Raw genomic sequence first — 17249 nt, forward strand, 5'->3', positions numbered from 1 at the left:
AGACGGGATCAGCCGATCAGGCCGGTGGTCGGCGAGGACGGAGCGGCATAGCTCTTTTTCGGCATCCGTCCGGCCAGGAAAGACAACCGTCCGGCCTCAACCGCCAGCTTCATCGCCCGAGCCATCCGTATCGGGTCCTGAGCATGGGCGATCGCCGTATTGAGCAGCACGCCATCACAACCGAGTTCCATCGCCACCGCCGCGTCCGAGGCGGCACCGACTCCGGCATCGACCAGGACCGGAACCGACACGCTGTCCTTGATGATCCGCAGGGTGGTGGGATTGAGAATCCCCAGACCCGAGCCGATCAGCGAGCCCAGCGGCATGATCGCAACGCAGCCGAGATCGGCCAGCATCCGCGCCTGGATCGGATCGTCGGAACAGTAGACCATCACCTCGAACCCGTCCTTGACCAGGGCCTCGGCTGCCTTCAACGTTTCCGGCATGTTGGGGTAAAGCGTGGTCTGGTCACCCAGCACCTCAAGCTTGACGAGGTTCCAGCCTCCGGCCTCACGGGCCAGACGCAGCGTCCGCACTGCTTCGTCGGCGGTATAACAGCCCGCGGTATTCGGCAGAAACGTGTATCGCTCCGGGCTGACGTAATCGACCAGCATCGGCTTGGTCGGGTCGGTCAGGTTAACCCGCCGCACCGCCACGGTGACAATTTCGGCACCACTGGCGTCGATCGCCCGCGCAGTCTCCTCGAAATCCTTGTACTTGCCGGTGCCGACCAAAAGCCGCGAGGTAAAGCGTCGCCCGGCAACCAAAAACGAATCGTCCGGCTCCACCGCCGTGTGGTTGCCGCCGCCGATGAAGGCGACGATCTCGACCCGATCACCCTCGGCCAGCGCAGTTTCGCCATAGGCCGATTTCGGCACGATTTCGAGATTACGCTCGACCGCGACCTTGCGGGGATCGATGCCGAGCTGAGACAGGATATCGGTGACAGTGGCCGGACCGGAAAGCTCACGCGGCTCGCCGTTGATGGTCAGTTTCATGGGGGGACCCGATAGCAGGCAATGAAGACAAGGAAGTAGTATGGAACGGCCCGCGTCGGCTTTCAACCCGCCGAAAGCCGGTCGCCGACACCAGGGCCGCGTTCATCCCTGACGAAGACGGTCGGCGACGCGAGCATCGATTTCGGACATCGAGGCGAGATAGGGAGCGGATTGATCGCGAATTTTGGCGACCAAAGCCGGATCGGCCACCGACGGATGCCCTCCGCCGAACGGCGGTTCGGGATGATATTCCAGTTGAAGCGAAATCCGCCGCGCCACATCCTCGCCACGCAACAGCGCCGTCAGGGAAAGGGCGAAGTCGATCCCGGCGGTAACTCCGCTGCCGGTAACGCGGTCGCGGTCATGCACCACTCGCTGATCAGCAACGGCATCGACGCCGAAACGGGTCAGCCGTTCCAGCGACAGCCAGTGCGTGGTGGCGCGATAGCCGGTTAGAAGCCCCGCCGCCGCCAGTACCAACGCCCCGGTGCAGACCGATGTGACATAACGACATTCCGGGGCGCGGCGGCGCAGGAAGCCGAGCAGCGCCTCGTCCTCCATTGCGGCCAGATGGCCCGGTCCACCAGGAACGCACAGCAGGTCGAGGGGCGGACAGGCGTCATACGTGGCGGTGGGAAACAGGGTCAGGCCGCACCCGGAGGATTCGACCGGCATCGGGCTGGCGGCGATCAGCAGGCAGAGGCAATTGGGCAGGCGGGTCAGCACCTCCCACGGACCGGCGAGATCAAGATGGGTCTGGTCGGGAAACAGCATGAAACCGGCCACCAGCGGAGCCGGAACGTTGTCTTGGGCGTCCATCCAGTTCCTCCTGTTTACGAAAGCCGACGATAGCGTCCAGCGACATCGGATTCAGCGAGTCCCAGCGCCACCAGACGCTCTAACCGCTCAAGATGGGTATGGGTCCAGGCGGCGGGATCGGCCGCCTGGGCGCGACGGGCCAGGGACGCGACCTCCTCGAACACGCTATCCAGCAATTCGTACAGCCGCAGATCCTTCTCGGTCGGCAGAGACGGCGGATTAGCTTCAACCCGTTGGCGGGCGATGGCGATCAGCCCCAGATCAAGCGGCGGATCGGGCGGCAGCGGCACCGGCGGGCGGGGAAGATTCAGCCCAAGCAGCCCGCGCAAATCGTGCACCATATTCAAAAGCGCTCGATGGTCCGATGGCGAACCGGGCAAAGTGTAGCTGAATTGCCGCCCGGCGTGACCGAATACCAGCCGGGGATGCTTACCGCCCCTCTCAACTTTATAGTCATCGACGCCAGCCGCCCTCAACTCTCGGGCGATAGCCGCATCGAAATCCTTGCCGAGCCTCATTGCCTCTCCATTGCGCTCATCCGCTGGATGGGTCGAGTATCCGCCCAAGCTGGAACAAGTCCAAGCACGTTCGTTATCCAAGATCGTTGCACCGAGCGGTCCCCGTGCTATAAATCCGGCCATGGCGAACGAGCGGGAGAAGGGGGACGTGAAATGAACGCCACCCCTGGCATCAGCATCTTCAATGGTCCGAACCTCAACATGCTGGGAACCCGCCAGCCTGAGCTGTACGGTCGCGAGACCCTCTCCGACATCGAGACCCTGTGCCGCAGCCATGCCGCGACGTTGGGGGTGACGGTTGAATTCCGTCAAAGCAACCACGAGGGCGAACTGGTCACCTGGATTCAGGAGACGCGGGGACGGGCAGCTGGCCTGATCCTCAATGCCGGCGCCTATACTCATACTTCGGTCGCAATTCTCGACGCGCTTCTGGCCGCCGAGGTTCCGACCGTCGAAGTACACCTGTCCAACATTCACCAGCGGGATTCGTTCCGCCACCACTCCTACGTGGCCCAGGCGGCCAGGGGGATGATCTGTGGCTTCGGCAGTCACGGCTACATCCTCGCACTCGACGCCCTGGCCCGGCTGATCAAGGGAAATCCGGAAAGATAATGGGCACCAACACCCCCATCGACAACGAATCGGTGCGCGCCCTCGCCGCCCTGCTCGACGAGACCAACCTCACCGAGATCGAATACGCCGTCGGCGATGTTCGCATCCGGGTGGCGAGAACCGCCCAGGCGGTGGCGTACCATCCCGCCCCGAGCTATAGCGCTCTCCCGCAGGCAGCCCAGGCCGTGGCTCCGTCCGCCTCGGATGCCGATCACCCCGGCGCGGTGACGTCGCCGATGGTCGGCGTCACGTATCTGGCCCCCGAACCCGGCGCGCCGAAGTTCGTCAATGCGGGCGACATCGTTTCCGAAGGTCAGACCGTGATGCTGATCGAAGCGATGAAGACCTTCAATCCGATCCGCGCCCCCCGCGCCGGCAAGGTCACCCGTATCCTGGTGACCGACGGCCAGCCGGTGGAATTCGGCGAACCTCTTCTGATCATCGAATAACGCGATGTTTGAAAAGGTCCTCATCGCCAATCGGGGCGAGATCGCGTTACGCATCCATCGCGCCTGCCGCGAGATGGGCATCCGTACCGTAGCCGTTCATTCCACCGCTGACACCGACGCCATGCACGTCCGCCTCGCCGACGAGGCGGTCTGCATCGGCCCGCCTCAGGCGCGGGATTCCTACCTCAACAAGGCCGCGATCCTGTCGGCCGCAACCATCACCGGGGCCGACGCCATCCATCCCGGCTATGGCTTCCTGTCGGAAAATGCCGATTTCGCCCAGATGGTCGAAGAACACGGCATGGTCTTCATCGGCCCGTCGCCGGATCACATCCGGCTGATGGGCGACAAGATCACCGCCAAACAGGCAGCCAAGGCCGCCGGTCTGCCGGTGGTCCCAGGCTCCGAAGGCTCGATCGACACGATCGAACAGGCGCTGGAAAACGGCGAGGCGATCGGCTATCCCGTGCTGATCAAGGCGACCGCCGGCGGCGGCGGCAAGGGCATGAAGGTCGCCCGCAACGCCGAGGAAATGGTCGAAGCGTGGAAGATGGCCCGGAACGAAGCCAAAGCCGCGTTCGGCAACGGCGACGTCTACATGGAAAAGTATCTCGGGCGGCCCCGCCACATCGAGATTCAGATTCTGGCCGACAATTATGGCAGCGTCGTTCATCTGGGCGAACGCGACTGCTCGCTGCAACGCAAGCATCAGAAGGTGCTGGAGGAGGCTCCCTCCCCCGCCCTCAACGCCGACCAGCGGGAAAAGATCGGTAACACCGCCTGCTCTGCCATCGCCAAATTAGGCTATCGCAATGCCGGTACGATCGAGTTCCTCTACGAGAATGGCGAGTTCTACTTCATCGAGATGAACACCCGCCTTCAGGTCGAACACCCGATCACCGAAGCGATCACCGGAATCGATCTGGTCCGGGAGCAGATCCGCATCGCGGCTGGCGCTCCGCTTGGCTATACCCAGTCAGAGGTTCGCTTCGCCGGTCAGGCGATCGAATGCCGGATCAATGCCGAAGATCCGCAAACCTTCGTGCCGTGTCCGGGCCGGATCGAGGGGTACCATGCCCCCGGTGGTCTGGGCGTCCGGGTCGATTCCGGCCTGTATTCCGGCTATCGTATTCCGCCGCATTACGACAGCATGATCGCCAAGCTGATCGTCCACGGCAATTCCCGCAACGAGGCGCTGATGCGTCTGCGTCGGGCGCTGGGGGAATACGTAATCGAAGGGGTTAAGACGACCCTGCCGCTGCACAACCGATTGGTTCAGGATTCGGATTTCGTTAACGGCGATTACGATATCCACTGGCTGGAAAGATTTGTGGAGCGGAATAATTAGCAAAAACAGTTAGTTATCTGATTTTGTATCACTTCCGCTCTCGCTTTGTTATCGCGGCCTCGACCATCTGATCCGATTGTCCCGTGACAGTGTGATCAGATGGTCGGACGCCCGGTAAAAATCACATATTCGGGTAATTCGGCCCACCGCCGCCTTCGGGAACCGTCCAGGTGATGTTCTGGGTCGGGTCCTTGATGTCGCAGGTCTTGCAATGCAGGCAATTGGCCGCATTGATTTGCAACCGAATCTGCGGCTCCTCCCCCACGACCTCATAAACCCCAGCGGGGCAATAACGCTGCTCGGGCGAATCGAAGCGACGATGGTTGACCGTGATCGGCACCTGCGGGTCGGCCAGCTTGATGTGCGACGGCTGGTTCTCTTCGTGATGGGTGTTGGAGATGAATACGCTCGAAAGCCGGTCGAAGCGGAGCGTCCCGTCTGGCCGGGGATAGTCGATGCGACGACTGGACGGAGCCTCTTTCAGGCGGGGATGGTCGGCGTGGTTGCCCAGCGTCCACGGCACACGACCGCGCAGAGCGCCGGATTCAACCGCGCTGTAAGCTAAACCGAGCCACAATCCGCGATGGAAGGCCGGGCGAATATTGCGCACCGCCCGCAATTCCTCCCACAACCAACTCTCTTTGAACACCTGAGGATAGCCCAGCGCTTCCCGTCCCTCGCCCTTCAACAGAACGGCGACCGATTCGGCAGCAAGCATCCCCGATTTCATCGCGGCATGGCTCCCCTTGACCTTGGCGACATTGAGGAACCCGGCGGCATCGCCGACCAGAACCGCACCGGGAACCGTCAGGCGCGGCAGCGATTGCAACCCACCCTCGGACACGGCACGGGCACCATAGGCGATGCGGCGGGCTCCGGCAAAAACCGGGGCGATGGCGGGATGAGACTTGAAGCGCTGGAATTCCTCGAACGGCGACAGATACGGGTTGCGATAATCGAGACCGATGACGAAGCCAACCGAGACTTGATTCTGATCGAGATGATAGAGGAACGATCCGCCATAGGTGCCTGCATCCAGCGGCCAGCCAATCGTGTGGGTGATGCTGCCGGGCTGGTGAAGAGCCGGATCGATCTCCCACAATTCCTTGATACCCAAACCATACGTCTGCGGATCGGCCTCGGCGTGCAGATCGTAACGCTCCGACAGAACCTTCGACAGCGAGCCGCGACACCCCTCGGCCAGGATGGTCTGACGGGCATGCAGTTCGATACCGGGGGTGAAATTCGGTCCGGGCACGCAATCCTTACCGACCCCCATATCGCCGGTGGCGACCCCCTTCACCGCGCCATCCGCATCGAACAGTAGGTCGGACGCGGCAAATCCGGCAAAGATCTCGACACCCAGCGCTTCGGCCTGACCGGCCAGCCAGCGGCACAACGCCGCCAACGAGATGATGTAATTGCCGTGATTGCGCAGCGAGGGCGGAGTCGGCAACCGCCGCGCCCGCTTCTCCGATAACAGCAGAAAGCGGTCGTCTCCCGCCGGAACGGTCAGCGGCGCACCACGTTCGCGCCAGTCGGGAAACAGCTCTTCCAGCGCCCTCGGCTCGAATACCGCGCCCGAAAGAATATGGGCGCCAACCTCAGATCCCTTGTCGATTACGCAAACCGACAAAGCAGGGTCAAGTTGCTTGAGACGGATGGCGGTGGAGAGGCCAGACGGCCCGGCTCCCACCACCACGACGTCGAACGCCATTGATTCACGGTCGCTCATCACCCAAGTCTCCGCACAAGAGCATCGTGCATCACGCAAGATGCACGATGCGATTGCGGCCGTTGTGGCCGCGGCCAAGTGCCCGGAGGGCACGCCCGGCGAGGGGCTATATCAATCGGCTAAAGCGTGATGCCTTTAATTGGCATCACGCTTTAGCCTTAGGACAAACCCTGCCGAAGTTCCGGCAATGCCTTGAACAGATCGGCGACGAGACCGTAATCGGCGACCTGGAAGATCGGGGCCTCTTCGTCCTTGTTGATGGCGACGATGACCTTCGAGTCCTTCATTCCGGCAAGATGCTGGATCGCACCCGAGATCCCGACGGCGATATACAGGTCGGGGGCGACGATCTTTCCGGTCTGGCCGACCTGGAAATCGTTGGGAACGAACCCGGCATCGACGGCGGCGCGTGATGCCCCGACGGCGGCCCCCAGTTTGTCGGCGATGCTTTCCAGCAGATGGAAATTATCGCCCGACTGCATGCCGCGACCGCCGGAAATCACGATCCGGGCGCTGGTCAGTTCGGGACGCTCCGACTTCGACAATTGCGCCTCGACGAAACGCGACAGGCCGGGCAGGCCCGGCACCGCGATTGCCTCGATGGAGGCCGCGCCGCCGCTGGCGACAGCCGGCTCGAAGCCGGTGGCGCGGACGGTGATGACCTTGATCGCGTCAATCGAACGCACCGTCGCCAGCGCGTTGCCGGCATAAATCGGGCGGATGAAGGTATCGGGCGCGACCACCGCGACGATTTCCGACACCTGGGCGACGTCGAGCAGCGCCGCGACACGGGGCAGCACATTCTTGCCGGTGGTGGTGGCGGGGGCCAGGATGTGGCCATAAGCCGGAGCCAGTGCCACGATCAGCGCCGCCAGCGGCTCGGCCAGCGGATGGGCCAACGCCTCGGACTCGGCCACCAGCACCTTGGCGACGCCCACGACTTGGGCGGCGACCTGGGCCACGGCGGCAACACCCGCTCCGGCGACCAGAAGATGGACATCGCCCCCCAGCCGGACGGCGGCGGCGACGGTGTTGAGGGTCGCGGGCTTCAGCGCCCCGGCTTCGTGTTCGGCGAGGACAAGAACGCTCATCTCAGATCACCTTCGCTTCGGACTTCAGCTTCTCGACCAGGGTGGCGACATCGGCCACCTTGATCCCGGCCTGACGCTTCGCCGGTTCCTCGACCGACAGCGTGATCAGACGCGGTGCCACATCGACGCCCAGCGCCTCGGGCGTGACCGTCTCAATCGGCTTTTTCTTCGCCTTCATGATGTTGGGCAGGCTGGCATAACGCGGCTCGTTCAGACGCAGATCGGCGGTCACCACCGCCGGAAGTTCCAGCGCCACCGTCTCCAAACCGCCATCGACCTCGCGCGTGACCGCGACCGAGCCATCGGCCACCGCCAGCTTCGAGGCGAAGGTGCCCTGCGGGCGCCCCAGCAACGCCGCCAGCATCTGCCCGGTCTGGTTCGAATCGTCGTCGATCGCCTGCTTGCCCAGCAGGACCAGACCCGGCTGTTCCTTCTCGGCAAGACATTTCAGGATCTTCGCGACCGCCAGGGGCTGGATCTCGGCTTCGGTCTGAACCAGGATGCCACGGTCGGCCCCCATCGCCAGAGCCGTCCGCAACGTCTCCGTCGCCGCCTGCGGGCCGACCGAAACCGCGACGATCTCGGTTGCCGTGCCCGCTTCTTTCAGCCGCACCGCCTCCTCGACCGCGATCTCGTCAAACGGATTCATGCTGAACTTGATATTGGCGGTCTCGACACCGCTCTTGTCCGACTTAACCCGGACCTTCACGTTGTAATCGACCACCCGTTTGACCGCGACCAGGATCTTCATATTCGATACGACCTCGCAGTACCGGCCGGGCAGCCGTGATCCGGTGTCGCCCGGCGGAAATTGGTATTGCGATGCACAATAAAGGCGGGCGGTGGCGATGTCAACGCCACCCCAAGCGGCAGATGAAGTTGGGTCAAGTACCCATATAGCGCTTTTCGACGTCTCGGATAAGTTCGATCCCCTGGATCATTTCAGTCATGATGAAGTCCGCGCGTTTGATTGGACCGCCTGAATTGGGGCGGGGGAACATCTTGGCGAATGAACTCATAATGACCGTCAGGCCGCAAAGGGCCGCGCCGATGGTGATGTGGTATCTCTCGACCATAGTCCTGATCGCGCGAAATTCTTCCTGACTTATGTTTTCCCACATCTCTCCGGTGCGTTTCTCGAAAACTTCAAGTCGTCCGGTGATCGTCGCACTCATCGAGTTGATGACTTCTTCGACCATATCGCAGGTCTTCATCAGATTGATGTTTTGTCTCAACTGGAAGTGGCTGCGAATTGGAGCAAGCGCACGCAAACAGGCGGTGAAGTAGGGTTCCAGCCGGTCAAGGCAGTGGCGGAAGTAGCTGAGCGACATGAATGTGTCGCCGTAATCCTCAAGGAAGCGCGGCACGTCGAACACCTCGATATTGAGGCTTTGCGCCATCGATTCGAGCCGGACCCGTGCCTTTTTGACGTCGGGATCGCGGAACAGCCGCAACAAGTCGTCGTAGTTTTCGAAATTCACGTCCTCGCCCGAATAAATCATCTTCATCAGCGGGCGGGTGAACATCACCATATAACGGGTCAGCTCGGTCGCTTTTTCCGGCGACAGCTTCAACGCGGCATAATCGTTGACCATGATGCCGTGTTCACGCAGCGAAATGCGGAGCGAATAGACGTCATAACTGGGCAGCAGGGCGAGGCGGCGCAGAACCATCAGGTCGGGGTGGACCTGATCGGCGGGCCAGTTGAACATCGCTGGCAACGCTTCGACCTCGACCTGTCCTGAACCGGTCTGGGCATCGGAGAAGATTTCGACGACGCTGCGCAAGCGGACGTTCTTGATCAGCCGCGCGGCCTGAAGAGCCGGAGTTTGCAGAGGGATGATCGACAGCGGCAGCACGAACAGGGAATCCATGTCGCTGTCATTGATCGCCTTCAGGCCGTCGTCGTCATTCATGTCAGACGGCGTCCCCTTTCGGGTTGGCGGCACTTGCCTCGGCCGCGCTGGCGGCGGTGACGATGATGTCGCCGAATTCCCGCAGGAATACGGATCCTTTGACGGTGCGTTGGATCAGAACCGAGCGTCGGTCATGATCGTCAACCTTGCGCTTGATCAGACCGTATTCGGTCAGTCGGTCGAGCGCGCGGGTGATCGCCGGTTTTGAGACGTTGAGATGGGTTGCCAGCCCCCGCACCGTATGCGGCGGCGGGATCAGATAAACGGTTAACAACAGCGCCATCTGCCGCGCCGACAAATCCGGGGCGTCGCGGCGAACGCTCTCGACGATGGCGCCGCGCCACAGATCAAGAGCTTGAACGGCCTTGAGTTCTACACTCACTTCATTGGCCCAGTAATCGTTGCGACCACGAAATATTCTAGCCGAGCCGTTTCAGCACGGCAATGACCGAATTCATTTTGCCCCCTTTGCGGCTCGACGGAAACAAATAGTCGCTATGTCGCGACAGGATACGCGTCGGGGATGGGAAAACGGGCGGCGATCACAGCGAACAAAGCCCGCAGCGCCAGAGCCTCGCCACCTTCGGGGCGGCCGGGCCGGGTCGCGCCGTTCCAGGCCATCACGTCGAGATGGGCCCAGGCGATGTCGGGTCCGACGAATTCCTGGAGGAAAAGCGCGGCGGTGATCGCTCCGGCGTAGGGGCCGTCCGAGACGCTGGCGATATCGGCGACCTTGCTGTCGAGCAGGCGGCGATAGGGTGCGTATAGCGGTAACCGCCACAGCGGGTCCGCTTCGGCCCGACCGGCCGCCAGAATGGCGTCGGCCAGCTTTTCGTCATTGCAGAACAGCGCGGGCAGGTCCGGCCCCAGAGCCGTGCGTGCCGCTCCGGTCAGGGTGGCGATGTCGATCAGCAGGTCGGGGGCTTCGCTTGCCGCCTCGCACAGCGCGTCGGCCAGGATCAGCCGTCCCTCGGCGTCGGTATTGCCGATCTCGACCGTCAGCCCTTTGCGGGTGGTCAGCACGTCGAGCGGACGCATCGCTTCGGCCGAGACGGCGTTCTCGACCGCCGGTATCAGCACCCGCAGCCGCACCGGGAGGTCGGATGCCATGATCATCAGCGCCAGACCGAGGACATGGGCCGCTCCGCCCATGTCTTTTTTCATCAGTTTCATCGACGAGGACGGCTTCAGGTCGAGTCCGCCGCTGTCGAAGCAAACCCCCTTTCCGACCAGGGTAACCCGCGGAGCCTGCTCATCGCCCCAGGACAAGTCGATCAGGCGGGGACGCCGGGCGGTGGTGGCGGCGCGACCGACGGTGTGGATGGCGGGGTAGTTTTCGACCAGCAATCCGTCGCCGACCACGGTGCGGCAATTGGCGCCAAATCGCGCCGCCAGGGCTTCCGCCGCTCCGGCCAGCTCTGCGGGGCCAAGATCGGCGGCGGGGGTATTGACCAGATCGCGGACCAATCGGGTTGCTTCGGCGCAGTGCGAAACCCAGGCGCGATTGGCCAGGCCCGGCCACACCAGATCCGGCCCGTCGCGCCGGGGGGCGCTTTTTTTGTAGCGATCGAAGCTATAGCCCGCCAGCGTCCAACTTAGCGCGGCCCAGGATGCGGAGCGGGGGGTCGCCGGTTCGGGGGTAAGCCGATAACGTCCCGGCGGCAGGCGGCTGGGCAGGGCGGCCAGACCCCACGGATCTTCGGTGGGATCTGCCACGCCAGCCAGCGCGATGGCCAGTCGCCCGTCCGGGCCGGGGATCAGGCACAGCGATCCCGATTCGGCGGCGAACCCGACCGAATCGACCCAGGTTCGCGCCGCGTCATGGTCGGCCAGCCAGGTTTCCAGCCCCGCCTTGGTCAAAGGAACCAGCGCCACCACTTCGGTCTCCGCGCCCTGCTCGATCAGGTGTTCCGTCACCATGCCTCTCCCGCAACAATCTGTCTGTGCCTAAGGATGGCCGAGTCGTCGCCCGCTGAAAAGAGGGCTGGATGTGCTGATGGGGCAATGCGACATTTGGAGCGCACGATTCTGCTGGATGGGGGAAAGCATGTCACTGATCCTGGTGGTCGGAACCAAGCGGTTTTCATCCTGGTCGCTACGCCCCTGGTTAGCGCTGAAGGCGACTGATGCGCCGTTCGAAGAGGTCGAGATCGCTTTGCGTCAGCCCGATAGCAAGGCCGAGATTCTGAAATGGTCGGCGGCGGGAAAGGTGCCGGTGCTGATCGATGACGGGCTGCTGGTCTGGGATTCTCTGGCGATCTGCGAATATTTGGCCGAGCGCTTTCCTGCCGCCAAGTTGTGGCCTGACGATCCCGCCGCCCGCGCCGTTGCCCGCTCGGTTTCAGCCGAGATGCATTCGGGCTTTGCCGTTCTGCGTCAGCAATGCTCGATGGACCTGTTGCTCGATTCGCCGCTGACCGATCCGGCCCCTGACCTGTTGATCGAAATCAATCGCCTTGACGCGCTGGTGAACGATTGCCGCACCCGCTTTGGCAGTGACGGCCCGTTCCTGTTCGGCCACTTCACCATTGCCGATGCGATGTATGCCCCAGTGATGACACGTTTCGCGACCTATCATCTACCACTCGGGCCGGTTGCCGCCGCTTATCGCGATACCGTGCTGGCGTTGCCCGCACTGGCTGAATGGAAAGCAAACATCCGGATATAAAGCATTATTTTCGGCTGGGTGATTGACAGTCACGCCTTCAGGCGAAAAGATAAAGAGAGTGCTGACCGCGTGGGGACGTGGTGAAATGGTAAACACTGACGACTTAAAATCGTCCGGCTTCGGCCTTGCGGGTTCAAGTCCCGCCGTCCCCACCAAAATTTATCTCCGTTCTGTGTCGAACGGGGCAGGGTGAAGGCGACTGATCGGAACAATTTCGTCATTCAACGGAGGGGAAATGAGCTTTCATCGTCATTTTGGGCTGCCGAAAGGAAACCGGAATCAGACAGACAAAAGGACGCTCTCCCCCATCTTGGTTTTTGGTGTAACCTTCATCGCCGTTATTATTTCGTTTTATGTGATCCTCGCGAAGTTCTGATCCCTGTTCGGGGCTGAGGGCCGCCTCATATGCCAGGAGCCTTTGGCTCCTGGACGAAAACCGATCCGATATGAGATCGAAGGAGGTTTGTCCCTTTCCTGGGATGAACTCCGTCGCAACCACGCCGAAGCTTTATATGTGAGCCTGTGGGGGGATTTTCCTCCACTCGATGCCGGAGCGCCGCCAATGCCAAGGTTTCGTGGGGCCGTTCAAAAAGCACGGGAGATGGTTGCCGAATCAACCAAGATGGTGGTGGACTCAACTCGGATGGCCGAGGATTCGGTCCGGCAGGCCGAAACCTCTTTCGCCAAAGAGATTGCTGCCAGCCGTAAGGCGGTTGCCGACAGTCGTATCCTGTTGCAGCGCAGCCGCGTGAGGTGATTTGCCCCCTCACGCCGACACTAGAGTGCCTCTATCCGTTTTCGGCCAGAACGGTTCCTGCCAGATAGAGCGAGCCGCAGATCAGGATGCGGGCCGGACCGGGTAGGCCGGCGGCAAGATCGTCGAGGGCGGCGATGACGGAAGGGGCGGTTTCTGAATCCCCGAACCCGGCGTGCCGGGCAGCGGCCAGGGTATCCTCGGCGGAAAGGGAAAGCGGCTCGCCGGGAATGGAGACGGTGCGCAGCGCCGCGATGTGAGCAGAGAGCGGGCGAAGAACGCCATCGGCATCTTTGGTCGAGAGCAGACCCATCACCGCGCCGATCGGCCGGTCGTGCCATTGGTCGAGATGCTGCGCCAGGGCCTGGGCGGCGTGAGGGTTGTGTCCACCGTCGAGCCAGATCTCCCAGCCGGGAGGCAGGCGCTCGACCAGCCTTCCCGTGTGCAGGCGTTGCAGCCGTGCGGGCCATTCCACTGCACCGAGGCCGACGGCAAGCCGGTCGCGCGTGAAGGCGGGCAGAATTTGAGGTCGGGCGGCCAGGGCGAGATGTTCGGCGGCGGCCAGGGCCACGGCCGCGTTCTGGCGCTGGAACGATCCGGGCAGAACCGGGGCGGGCAGGGACAGGCGGCCGAACCGGCCGTGGAACAGAAGCGATCCGTCCGGGGCGGTCTCGGCGGAGAAGTCGCGGCCTTCGACGATCAGCGGAACCCCCAATGCGGCGGCACGCGCTTCGATCACGGTGCGCGCCTCGTCGGCTTGGGCGGCCAGAATGCACGGGGTCTCAGGCTTCAGGATGCCTGCTTTTTCCCCGGCGATCGCCGCCAGGGTGTCGCCCAGATAGCTTTGGTGGTCAAGCGCGACCGGGGTGATGATGGTCAGGGCCGGGTGGGCGACGACATTGGTGGCGTCGAGCCGTCCGCCCATTCCGGTTTCCAGCACGCACAGATCGGCCGGAGCGCGGGCGAAAGCCAGCAAGGCGGCGATGGTGGTGGCTTCGAAAAAAGTGATGCTGCCATCCGCATTGGCGGCTTCGACGTCTTCGAGCAATGCCTCCAACGTCGAATCGTCGGGCAGCGTTCCGGCAATGCGGATGCGCTCAGCGAATCGGACCAGATGCGGCGAGGTATAGACGTGAACCCGTAATCCGGCGGCTTCGACCAAGGCGCGCAGGGTCGCGATGGTCGAGCCTTTCCCATTGGTTCCGGCGACGTGAACCACCGGCGGCAGCCGGTCGTGGGGATCGCCCACCACCGCCAGCAGCCGCCGCACCCGGTCGAGCGAAAGATCGATGACCGTGGGATGCAGACGGCTGAGACGGTCGAGGACCGCTGAAATCACGCTCCGGCGACCTCGGGGTCGGGGGCGTCGATCGGCAGCGGAACCACCGGGGCGGCGGGGGTGCGGTTGCGCAACAGCGAGATCACCCGGATCATCGTGTCACGCAGGTCGCGCCGGGGTACCACCATGTCAACCATGCCGTGTTCCAGCAGGTATTCAGCCTTTTGGAAGCCTTCTGGCAGCTTTTCGCGGATGGTGGTTTCGATCACGCGGGCGCCGGCAAAGCCGATTACCGCGCCCGGTTCGGCGATGGCGATGTCGCCCAGCATCGCGAAGCTGGCCGAGACGCCGCCGGTGGTGGGATCGGTCAGCAGCACGATATAAGGTAGCCGCTTTTCTTTGACTTTATCGACCGCGACGGTCGAGCGGGCCATCTGCATCAGGGACAGGATGCCTTCCTGCATGCGGGCCCCGCCCGAGGCGGGTACGACGATCAGGGCGGCATCCTGGACCACCGCCAATTCAGCGGCGGCAACCAGACCTTCGCCGACGGCAACGCCCATCGACCCGCCCTGGAAATCGAAGTTGAATCCGGCGACGACGACCGCCTGCCCACCCATACGGCCATGAGCGACGATGATCGCGTCGGTCTCGCCGGTCTTGGCCCGTGCGTCCTTCAGCCGGTCGATATATTTCTTCTGATCCTTGAACTTCAGAGGATCGTCGGCGACCTTGGGCAACTCGATGCGCTGGAAAAGACCGTCGTCGAACAGCATCTGAAGCCGCGCCTTGACCTTGAGGCGGAGGTGGTGGCCGCAATGCGGGCATACGTTCAACGCCGCTTCAAGATCGCGATGGAACACCATGTGGCCGCAGATCGTGCAGCGGTGCCACAGGTTTTCCGGGACTTCGCGCGGCGCGACCAGCCGCTGGAATTTGGGGCGGACGAAGTTGGTCAGCCAGTTCATCGACAGAACCCTTCTCTAGTGCGTTACCGCCGTGCGGCGCGGACGCCGGCGGCAAGTTCCTCGACCAGCGCCAGCGGCGCGGTTATCGTTGCGGGAGTTCCGATCGTGTCGGCGATCGTCTGGACAATGGCCGAACCCACCACCGCGCCTTCGGCCAGCCGGGCGACACCGGCGGCTTGGGCGGGCGTGCGGATGCCAAAGCCGACGCAGATCGGAAGGTTGGTATGGCGGCGGATGCGCTGCACCGCGTCTTCAATGGCACTTTCCGAAGCCGAAGCCGTGCCGGTCACACCCGCGATCGAGACGTAATACACAAAGCCCGAGGCATTGGCGAGCACGGCGGGCAAGCGAACATCGTCGGTGGTCGGCGTGGTCAGAACGATGAAATCCAGTCCGACGGCGCGCAGATGCGGCACCAGTTCGTTGGCTTCCTCGGGCGGAAGATCAACGATGATCAGCCCATCCACTCCGGCCTGCGCCGCGTCGGCGGCAAAGCGTTCCGGTCCCCAGGTGTGGATCGGATTGTAATATCCCATCAACACGATCGGGGTCTCGGTGTCGGTCTTGCGGAAGGCGGCGACCATATCGAGGGTGCTGGTCATCGTTGCGCCCGCAGCCAAAGCCCGTTGCGCCGCCAACTGGATCGACGGGCCATCGGCCATGGGATCGGTGAAGGGCATCCCCAGCTCGATCAGATCGACCCCGGCGGCGGGGAGCCGGTCGAGGATTTTCTGACAGGTTCCGATATCGGGATCGCCCGCGGTGATGAATGTGACCAGGGCGGCGCGGCCCTCGGCCTTCAGGGTCTGGAAGCGTTTCTCGATACGGCTCATCACACCAATCCCCCCAGATGGATGTCACCCAGTGCGCGGGCGATGGTGGCGACGTCCTTGTCGCCGCGCCCGGACAGGCTGATGACCATCAGATGGTCGGCGGGCAGAGATCCGGCGATTTTACCGGCATAGGCGATAGCGTGACTGGATTCCAGCGCCGGGATAATGCCTTCCAGCCGGGTGCAGCGCTGGAACGCTTCGACCGCTTCGGTATCGGTGACCGAGACGTATTCGACCCGGCCGCTTTCGTGCAGCCAGGCGTGTTCGGGACCGATGCCGGGGTAATCCAGACCGGCCGAGATCGAATGGGCTTCGGCGATCTGGCCGTCCCCATCCTGGAGCAGATAGGTGCGGTTGCCGTGGAGGACGCCGGGGCGGCCGCCGCTCAGACTGGCGGCATGGGCCTTGTCGAGGCCGTGACCGGCGGCTTCGACGCCGATGATCCGCAGGTCGGGTTCGTCGAGGAAGGGGTGGAACAGCCCCATCGCGTTCGAGCCGCCTCCGATGCATGCGACCAGCGAATCCGGCAACCGTCCTTCCTGCGCCAAAATCTGGTTGCGCACTTCCTCGCCGATCACCGCCTGGAAATCACGGACCATCGCCGGATAGGGATGCGGCCCGGCCACGGTGCCGATCAGATAATATGTGTCGTGGACGTTGGTAACCCAGTCGCGAAGCGCGTCGTTCATCGCGTCCTTCAACGTCGCCGCGCCGGACTGCACCGGCCGGACCTCGGCCCCCAGCAGCTTCATGCGGTAGACGTTGGGCTGCTGCCGCTCGATATCGGTCGCGCCCATATAGATGACGCAATCCATACCGAACAAAGCGCAGACGGTGGCGGTGGCGACGCCGTGCTGCCCGGCGCCGGTTTCGGCGATAATCCGCTTCTTTCCCATCCGCCGCGCCAGTAGGATCTGGCCGATACAGTTGTTGATCTTGTGCGCGCCGGTATGGTTGAGGTCTTCGCGCTTCAGGAAGATCTTGGCACCGCCGAACGCTTCGGTCAGCCGCTTGGCGTGATAAAGCGGGTTGGGGCGCCCAACATACTGGGCCAGCAACTGGCGAAATTCCGCCTGGAAGGCCGGGTCGGCCTTGGCGGCGGCATAAGAACGTTCGACGTCGAGGATCAACGGCATCAGCGTCTCGGCGACATAGCGGCCGCCGAAAATGCCGAAATGACCACGCTCGTCCGGTCCGGCGCGGTAGGTGTTCAAGCTCTGCATCAGTTTCCCATGGGCCTGGGCGGTGAAAGGGTGCCAAT

At 63.0% G+C, this 17249-nt stretch carries 18 protein-coding genes and 1 tRNA gene; 6 read left to right on the forward strand and 13 right to left on the reverse strand.

Going from position 1 to position 17249, the window contains the following annotated elements; all coding sequences use genetic code 11:
• Positions 1-8: 8 nt before the first annotated feature.
• The 3 genes from thiS to PHAMO_RS07205 form a co-directional block, all read right to left on the reverse strand.
• Positions 9-998 (reverse strand): sulfur carrier protein ThiS, encoded by a 990-nt coding sequence (gene thiS / locus PHAMO_RS07195; RefSeq protein ID WP_002727868.1) that lies wholly within the window; start codon positions 996-998, stop codon positions 9-11.
• Between the two features lie 102 nt (positions 999-1100).
• Entirely contained in the window at positions 1101-1817 is a 717-nt protein-coding gene (locus PHAMO_RS07200; RefSeq protein ID WP_002727871.1) for a DJ-1/PfpI family protein, read from the reverse strand.
• Positions 1818-1831: 14 nt separating this feature from the next.
• Positions 1832-2335 carry a hypothetical protein gene (locus PHAMO_RS07205; RefSeq protein WP_002727872.1) on the reverse strand — a complete coding sequence of 168 codons (504 nt, stop codon included), beginning with the start codon at positions 2333-2335 and terminating at the stop codon, positions 1832-1834.
• A 153-nt stretch (positions 2336-2488) separates the two neighbouring features.
• Here PHAMO_RS07205 and aroQ point away from each other — a divergent pair, with 153 nt between their 5' ends.
• Genes aroQ through accC form a run of 3 tightly spaced genes read left to right on the forward strand, consistent with a single transcriptional unit; the run spans position 2489 to position 4744 of the window.
• Positions 2489-2947, forward strand: a complete 459-nt coding sequence (aroQ, locus tag PHAMO_RS07210) for a type II 3-dehydroquinate dehydratase (protein ID WP_002727874.1) — start codon at positions 2489-2491, stop codon at positions 2945-2947.
• On the forward strand, positions 2947-3396 hold the full coding sequence (locus PHAMO_RS07215) for an acetyl-CoA carboxylase biotin carboxyl carrier protein (RefSeq protein ID WP_002727877.1): 450 nt from the start codon (positions 2947-2949) through the stop codon (positions 3394-3396). Before aroQ ends, PHAMO_RS07215 begins: the two co-directional genes overlap by 1 nt.
• Positions 3397-3400: 4 nt before the next feature.
• On the forward strand, positions 3401-4744 hold the full coding sequence (gene accC / locus PHAMO_RS07220) for an acetyl-CoA carboxylase biotin carboxylase subunit (RefSeq protein WP_002727878.1): 1344 nt from the start codon (positions 3401-3403) through the stop codon (positions 4742-4744).
• A gap of 121 nt (positions 4745-4865) precedes the next feature.
• Here accC and PHAMO_RS07225 read toward each other — a convergent pair whose 3' ends face one another.
• The 6 genes from PHAMO_RS07225 to PHAMO_RS07250 form a co-directional block, all read right to left on the reverse strand.
• Positions 4866-6479, reverse strand: a complete 1614-nt coding sequence (locus PHAMO_RS07225) for an electron transfer flavoprotein-ubiquinone oxidoreductase (protein ID WP_002727880.1) — start codon at positions 6477-6479, stop codon at positions 4866-4868.
• 158 nt (positions 6480-6637) lie between these two features.
• A complete protein-coding gene (locus PHAMO_RS07230) occupies positions 6638-7570 on the reverse strand; it encodes an electron transfer flavoprotein subunit alpha/FixB family protein (RefSeq protein WP_002727883.1) in 933 nt (310 codons plus the stop codon).
• Between the two features lies 1 nt (position 7571).
• Positions 7572-8321, reverse strand: a complete 750-nt coding sequence (locus tag PHAMO_RS07235) for an electron transfer flavoprotein subunit beta/FixA family protein (RefSeq protein WP_002727885.1) — start codon at positions 8319-8321, stop codon at positions 7572-7574.
• Positions 8322-8454: 133 nt separating this feature from the next.
• Complete coding sequence (locus tag PHAMO_RS07240) at positions 8455-9486, reverse strand: hypothetical protein (protein ID WP_002727887.1); 1032 nt, start codon at positions 9484-9486, stop codon at positions 8455-8457.
• 1 nt (position 9487) lies between these two features.
• Entirely contained in the window at positions 9488-9868 is a 381-nt protein-coding gene (locus tag PHAMO_RS07245) for a MarR family transcriptional regulator (protein WP_002727889.1), read from the reverse strand.
• Positions 9869-9981: 113 nt separating this feature from the next.
• On the reverse strand, positions 9982-11406 hold the full coding sequence (locus PHAMO_RS07250; protein ID WP_002727891.1) for a leucyl aminopeptidase family protein: 1425 nt from the start codon (positions 11404-11406) through the stop codon (positions 9982-9984).
• A 127-nt stretch (positions 11407-11533) separates the two neighbouring features.
• Between PHAMO_RS07250 and PHAMO_RS07255 the strand changes: the two genes are divergently transcribed.
• The 3 genes from PHAMO_RS07255 (at position 11534) to PHAMO_RS19335 (ending at position 12911) form a co-directional block, all read left to right on the forward strand.
• Entirely contained in the window at positions 11534-12154 is a 621-nt protein-coding gene (locus PHAMO_RS07255; protein WP_002727893.1) for a glutathione S-transferase family protein, read from the forward strand.
• Between the two features lie 71 nt (positions 12155-12225).
• A tRNA-Leu gene (locus PHAMO_RS07260) sits at positions 12226-12309 on the forward strand.
• A gap of 446 nt (positions 12310-12755) precedes the next feature.
• Positions 12756-12911 carry a hypothetical protein gene (locus PHAMO_RS19335; RefSeq protein ID WP_155801598.1) on the forward strand — a complete coding sequence of 52 codons (156 nt, stop codon included), beginning with the start codon at positions 12756-12758 and terminating at the stop codon, positions 12909-12911.
• 31 nt (positions 12912-12942) lie between these two features.
• On the opposite strand, the gene PHAMO_RS07265 is transcribed toward PHAMO_RS19335, so the two are convergent.
• Genes PHAMO_RS07265 through trpB form a run of 4 tightly spaced genes read right to left on the reverse strand, consistent with a single transcriptional unit; the run spans position 12943 to position 17211 of the window.
• Complete coding sequence (locus tag PHAMO_RS07265) at positions 12943-14247, reverse strand: bifunctional folylpolyglutamate synthase/dihydrofolate synthase (RefSeq protein WP_002727897.1); 1305 nt, start codon at positions 14245-14247, stop codon at positions 12943-12945.
• Positions 14244-15155, reverse strand: a complete 912-nt coding sequence (gene accD, locus PHAMO_RS07270) for an acetyl-CoA carboxylase, carboxyltransferase subunit beta (protein WP_002727899.1) — start codon at positions 15153-15155, stop codon at positions 14244-14246. Before accD ends, PHAMO_RS07265 begins: the two co-directional genes overlap by 4 nt.
• 23 nt (positions 15156-15178) lie before the next feature.
• Positions 15179-15988, reverse strand: coding sequence for a tryptophan synthase subunit alpha (trpA, locus tag PHAMO_RS07275; RefSeq protein WP_002727901.1), 810 nt, complete (start codon positions 15986-15988; stop codon positions 15179-15181).
• On the reverse strand, positions 15988-17211 hold the full coding sequence (trpB, locus tag PHAMO_RS07280) for a tryptophan synthase subunit beta (RefSeq protein ID WP_040566386.1): 1224 nt from the start codon (positions 17209-17211) through the stop codon (positions 15988-15990). The genes trpA and trpB overlap by 1 nt, the downstream gene beginning before the upstream one ends.
• Positions 17212-17249: the final 38 nt, after the last annotated feature.

Source organism: Magnetospirillum molischianum DSM 120 (assembly GCF_000294655.1).
GTDB lineage: Bacteria > Pseudomonadota > Alphaproteobacteria > Rhodospirillales > Magnetospirillaceae > Phaeospirillum > Phaeospirillum molischianum.

Excerpts from the sequence above, each read along its gene's own strand:
- PHAMO_RS07235 (WP_002727885.1), bottom strand. The coding sequence starts at position 8,321 with ATGAAGATCCTGGTCGCGGTCAAACGGGTGGTCGATTACAACGTGAAG.
- accC (WP_002727878.1), top strand. The coding sequence starts at position 3,401 with ATGTTTGAAAAGGTCCTCATCGCCAATCGGGGCGAGATCGCGTTACGC.
- thiS (WP_002727868.1), bottom strand. The coding sequence starts at position 998 with ATGAAACTGACCATCAACGGCGAGCCGCGTGAGCTTTCCGGTCCGGCC.
- trpB (WP_040566386.1), bottom strand. The coding sequence starts at position 17,211 with ATGCAGAGCTTGAACACCTACCGCGCCGGACCGGACGAGCGTGGTCAT.
- PHAMO_RS07215 (WP_002727877.1), top strand. The coding sequence starts at position 2,947 with ATGGGCACCAACACCCCCATCGACAACGAATCGGTGCGCGCCCTCGCC.
- PHAMO_RS07205 (WP_002727872.1), bottom strand. The coding sequence starts at position 2,335 with ATGAGGCTCGGCAAGGATTTCGATGCGGCTATCGCCCGAGAGTTGAGG.
- trpA (WP_002727901.1), bottom strand. The coding sequence starts at position 15,988 with ATGAGCCGTATCGAGAAACGCTTCCAGACCCTGAAGGCCGAGGGCCGC.
- PHAMO_RS07200 (WP_002727871.1), bottom strand. The coding sequence starts at position 1,817 with ATGGACGCCCAAGACAACGTTCCGGCTCCGCTGGTGGCCGGTTTCATG.
- PHAMO_RS07225 (WP_002727880.1), bottom strand. The coding sequence starts at position 6,479 with ATGAGCGACCGTGAATCAATGGCGTTCGACGTCGTGGTGGTGGGAGCC.
- PHAMO_RS07240 (WP_002727887.1), bottom strand. The coding sequence starts at position 9,486 with ATGAATGACGACGACGGCCTGAAGGCGATCAATGACAGCGACATGGAT.
- PHAMO_RS07230 (WP_002727883.1), bottom strand. The coding sequence starts at position 7,570 with ATGAGCGTTCTTGTCCTCGCCGAACACGAAGCCGGGGCGCTGAAGCCC.
- PHAMO_RS07255 (WP_002727893.1), top strand. The coding sequence starts at position 11,534 with ATGTCACTGATCCTGGTGGTCGGAACCAAGCGGTTTTCATCCTGGTCG.
- PHAMO_RS19335 (WP_155801598.1), top strand. The coding sequence starts at position 12,756 with ATGGTTGCCGAATCAACCAAGATGGTGGTGGACTCAACTCGGATGGCC.
- aroQ (WP_002727874.1), top strand. The coding sequence starts at position 2,489 with ATGAACGCCACCCCTGGCATCAGCATCTTCAATGGTCCGAACCTCAAC.
- PHAMO_RS07250 (WP_002727891.1), bottom strand. The coding sequence starts at position 11,406 with ATGGTGACGGAACACCTGATCGAGCAGGGCGCGGAGACCGAAGTGGTG.
- accD (WP_002727899.1), bottom strand. The coding sequence starts at position 15,155 with ATGAACTGGCTGACCAACTTCGTCCGCCCCAAATTCCAGCGGCTGGTC.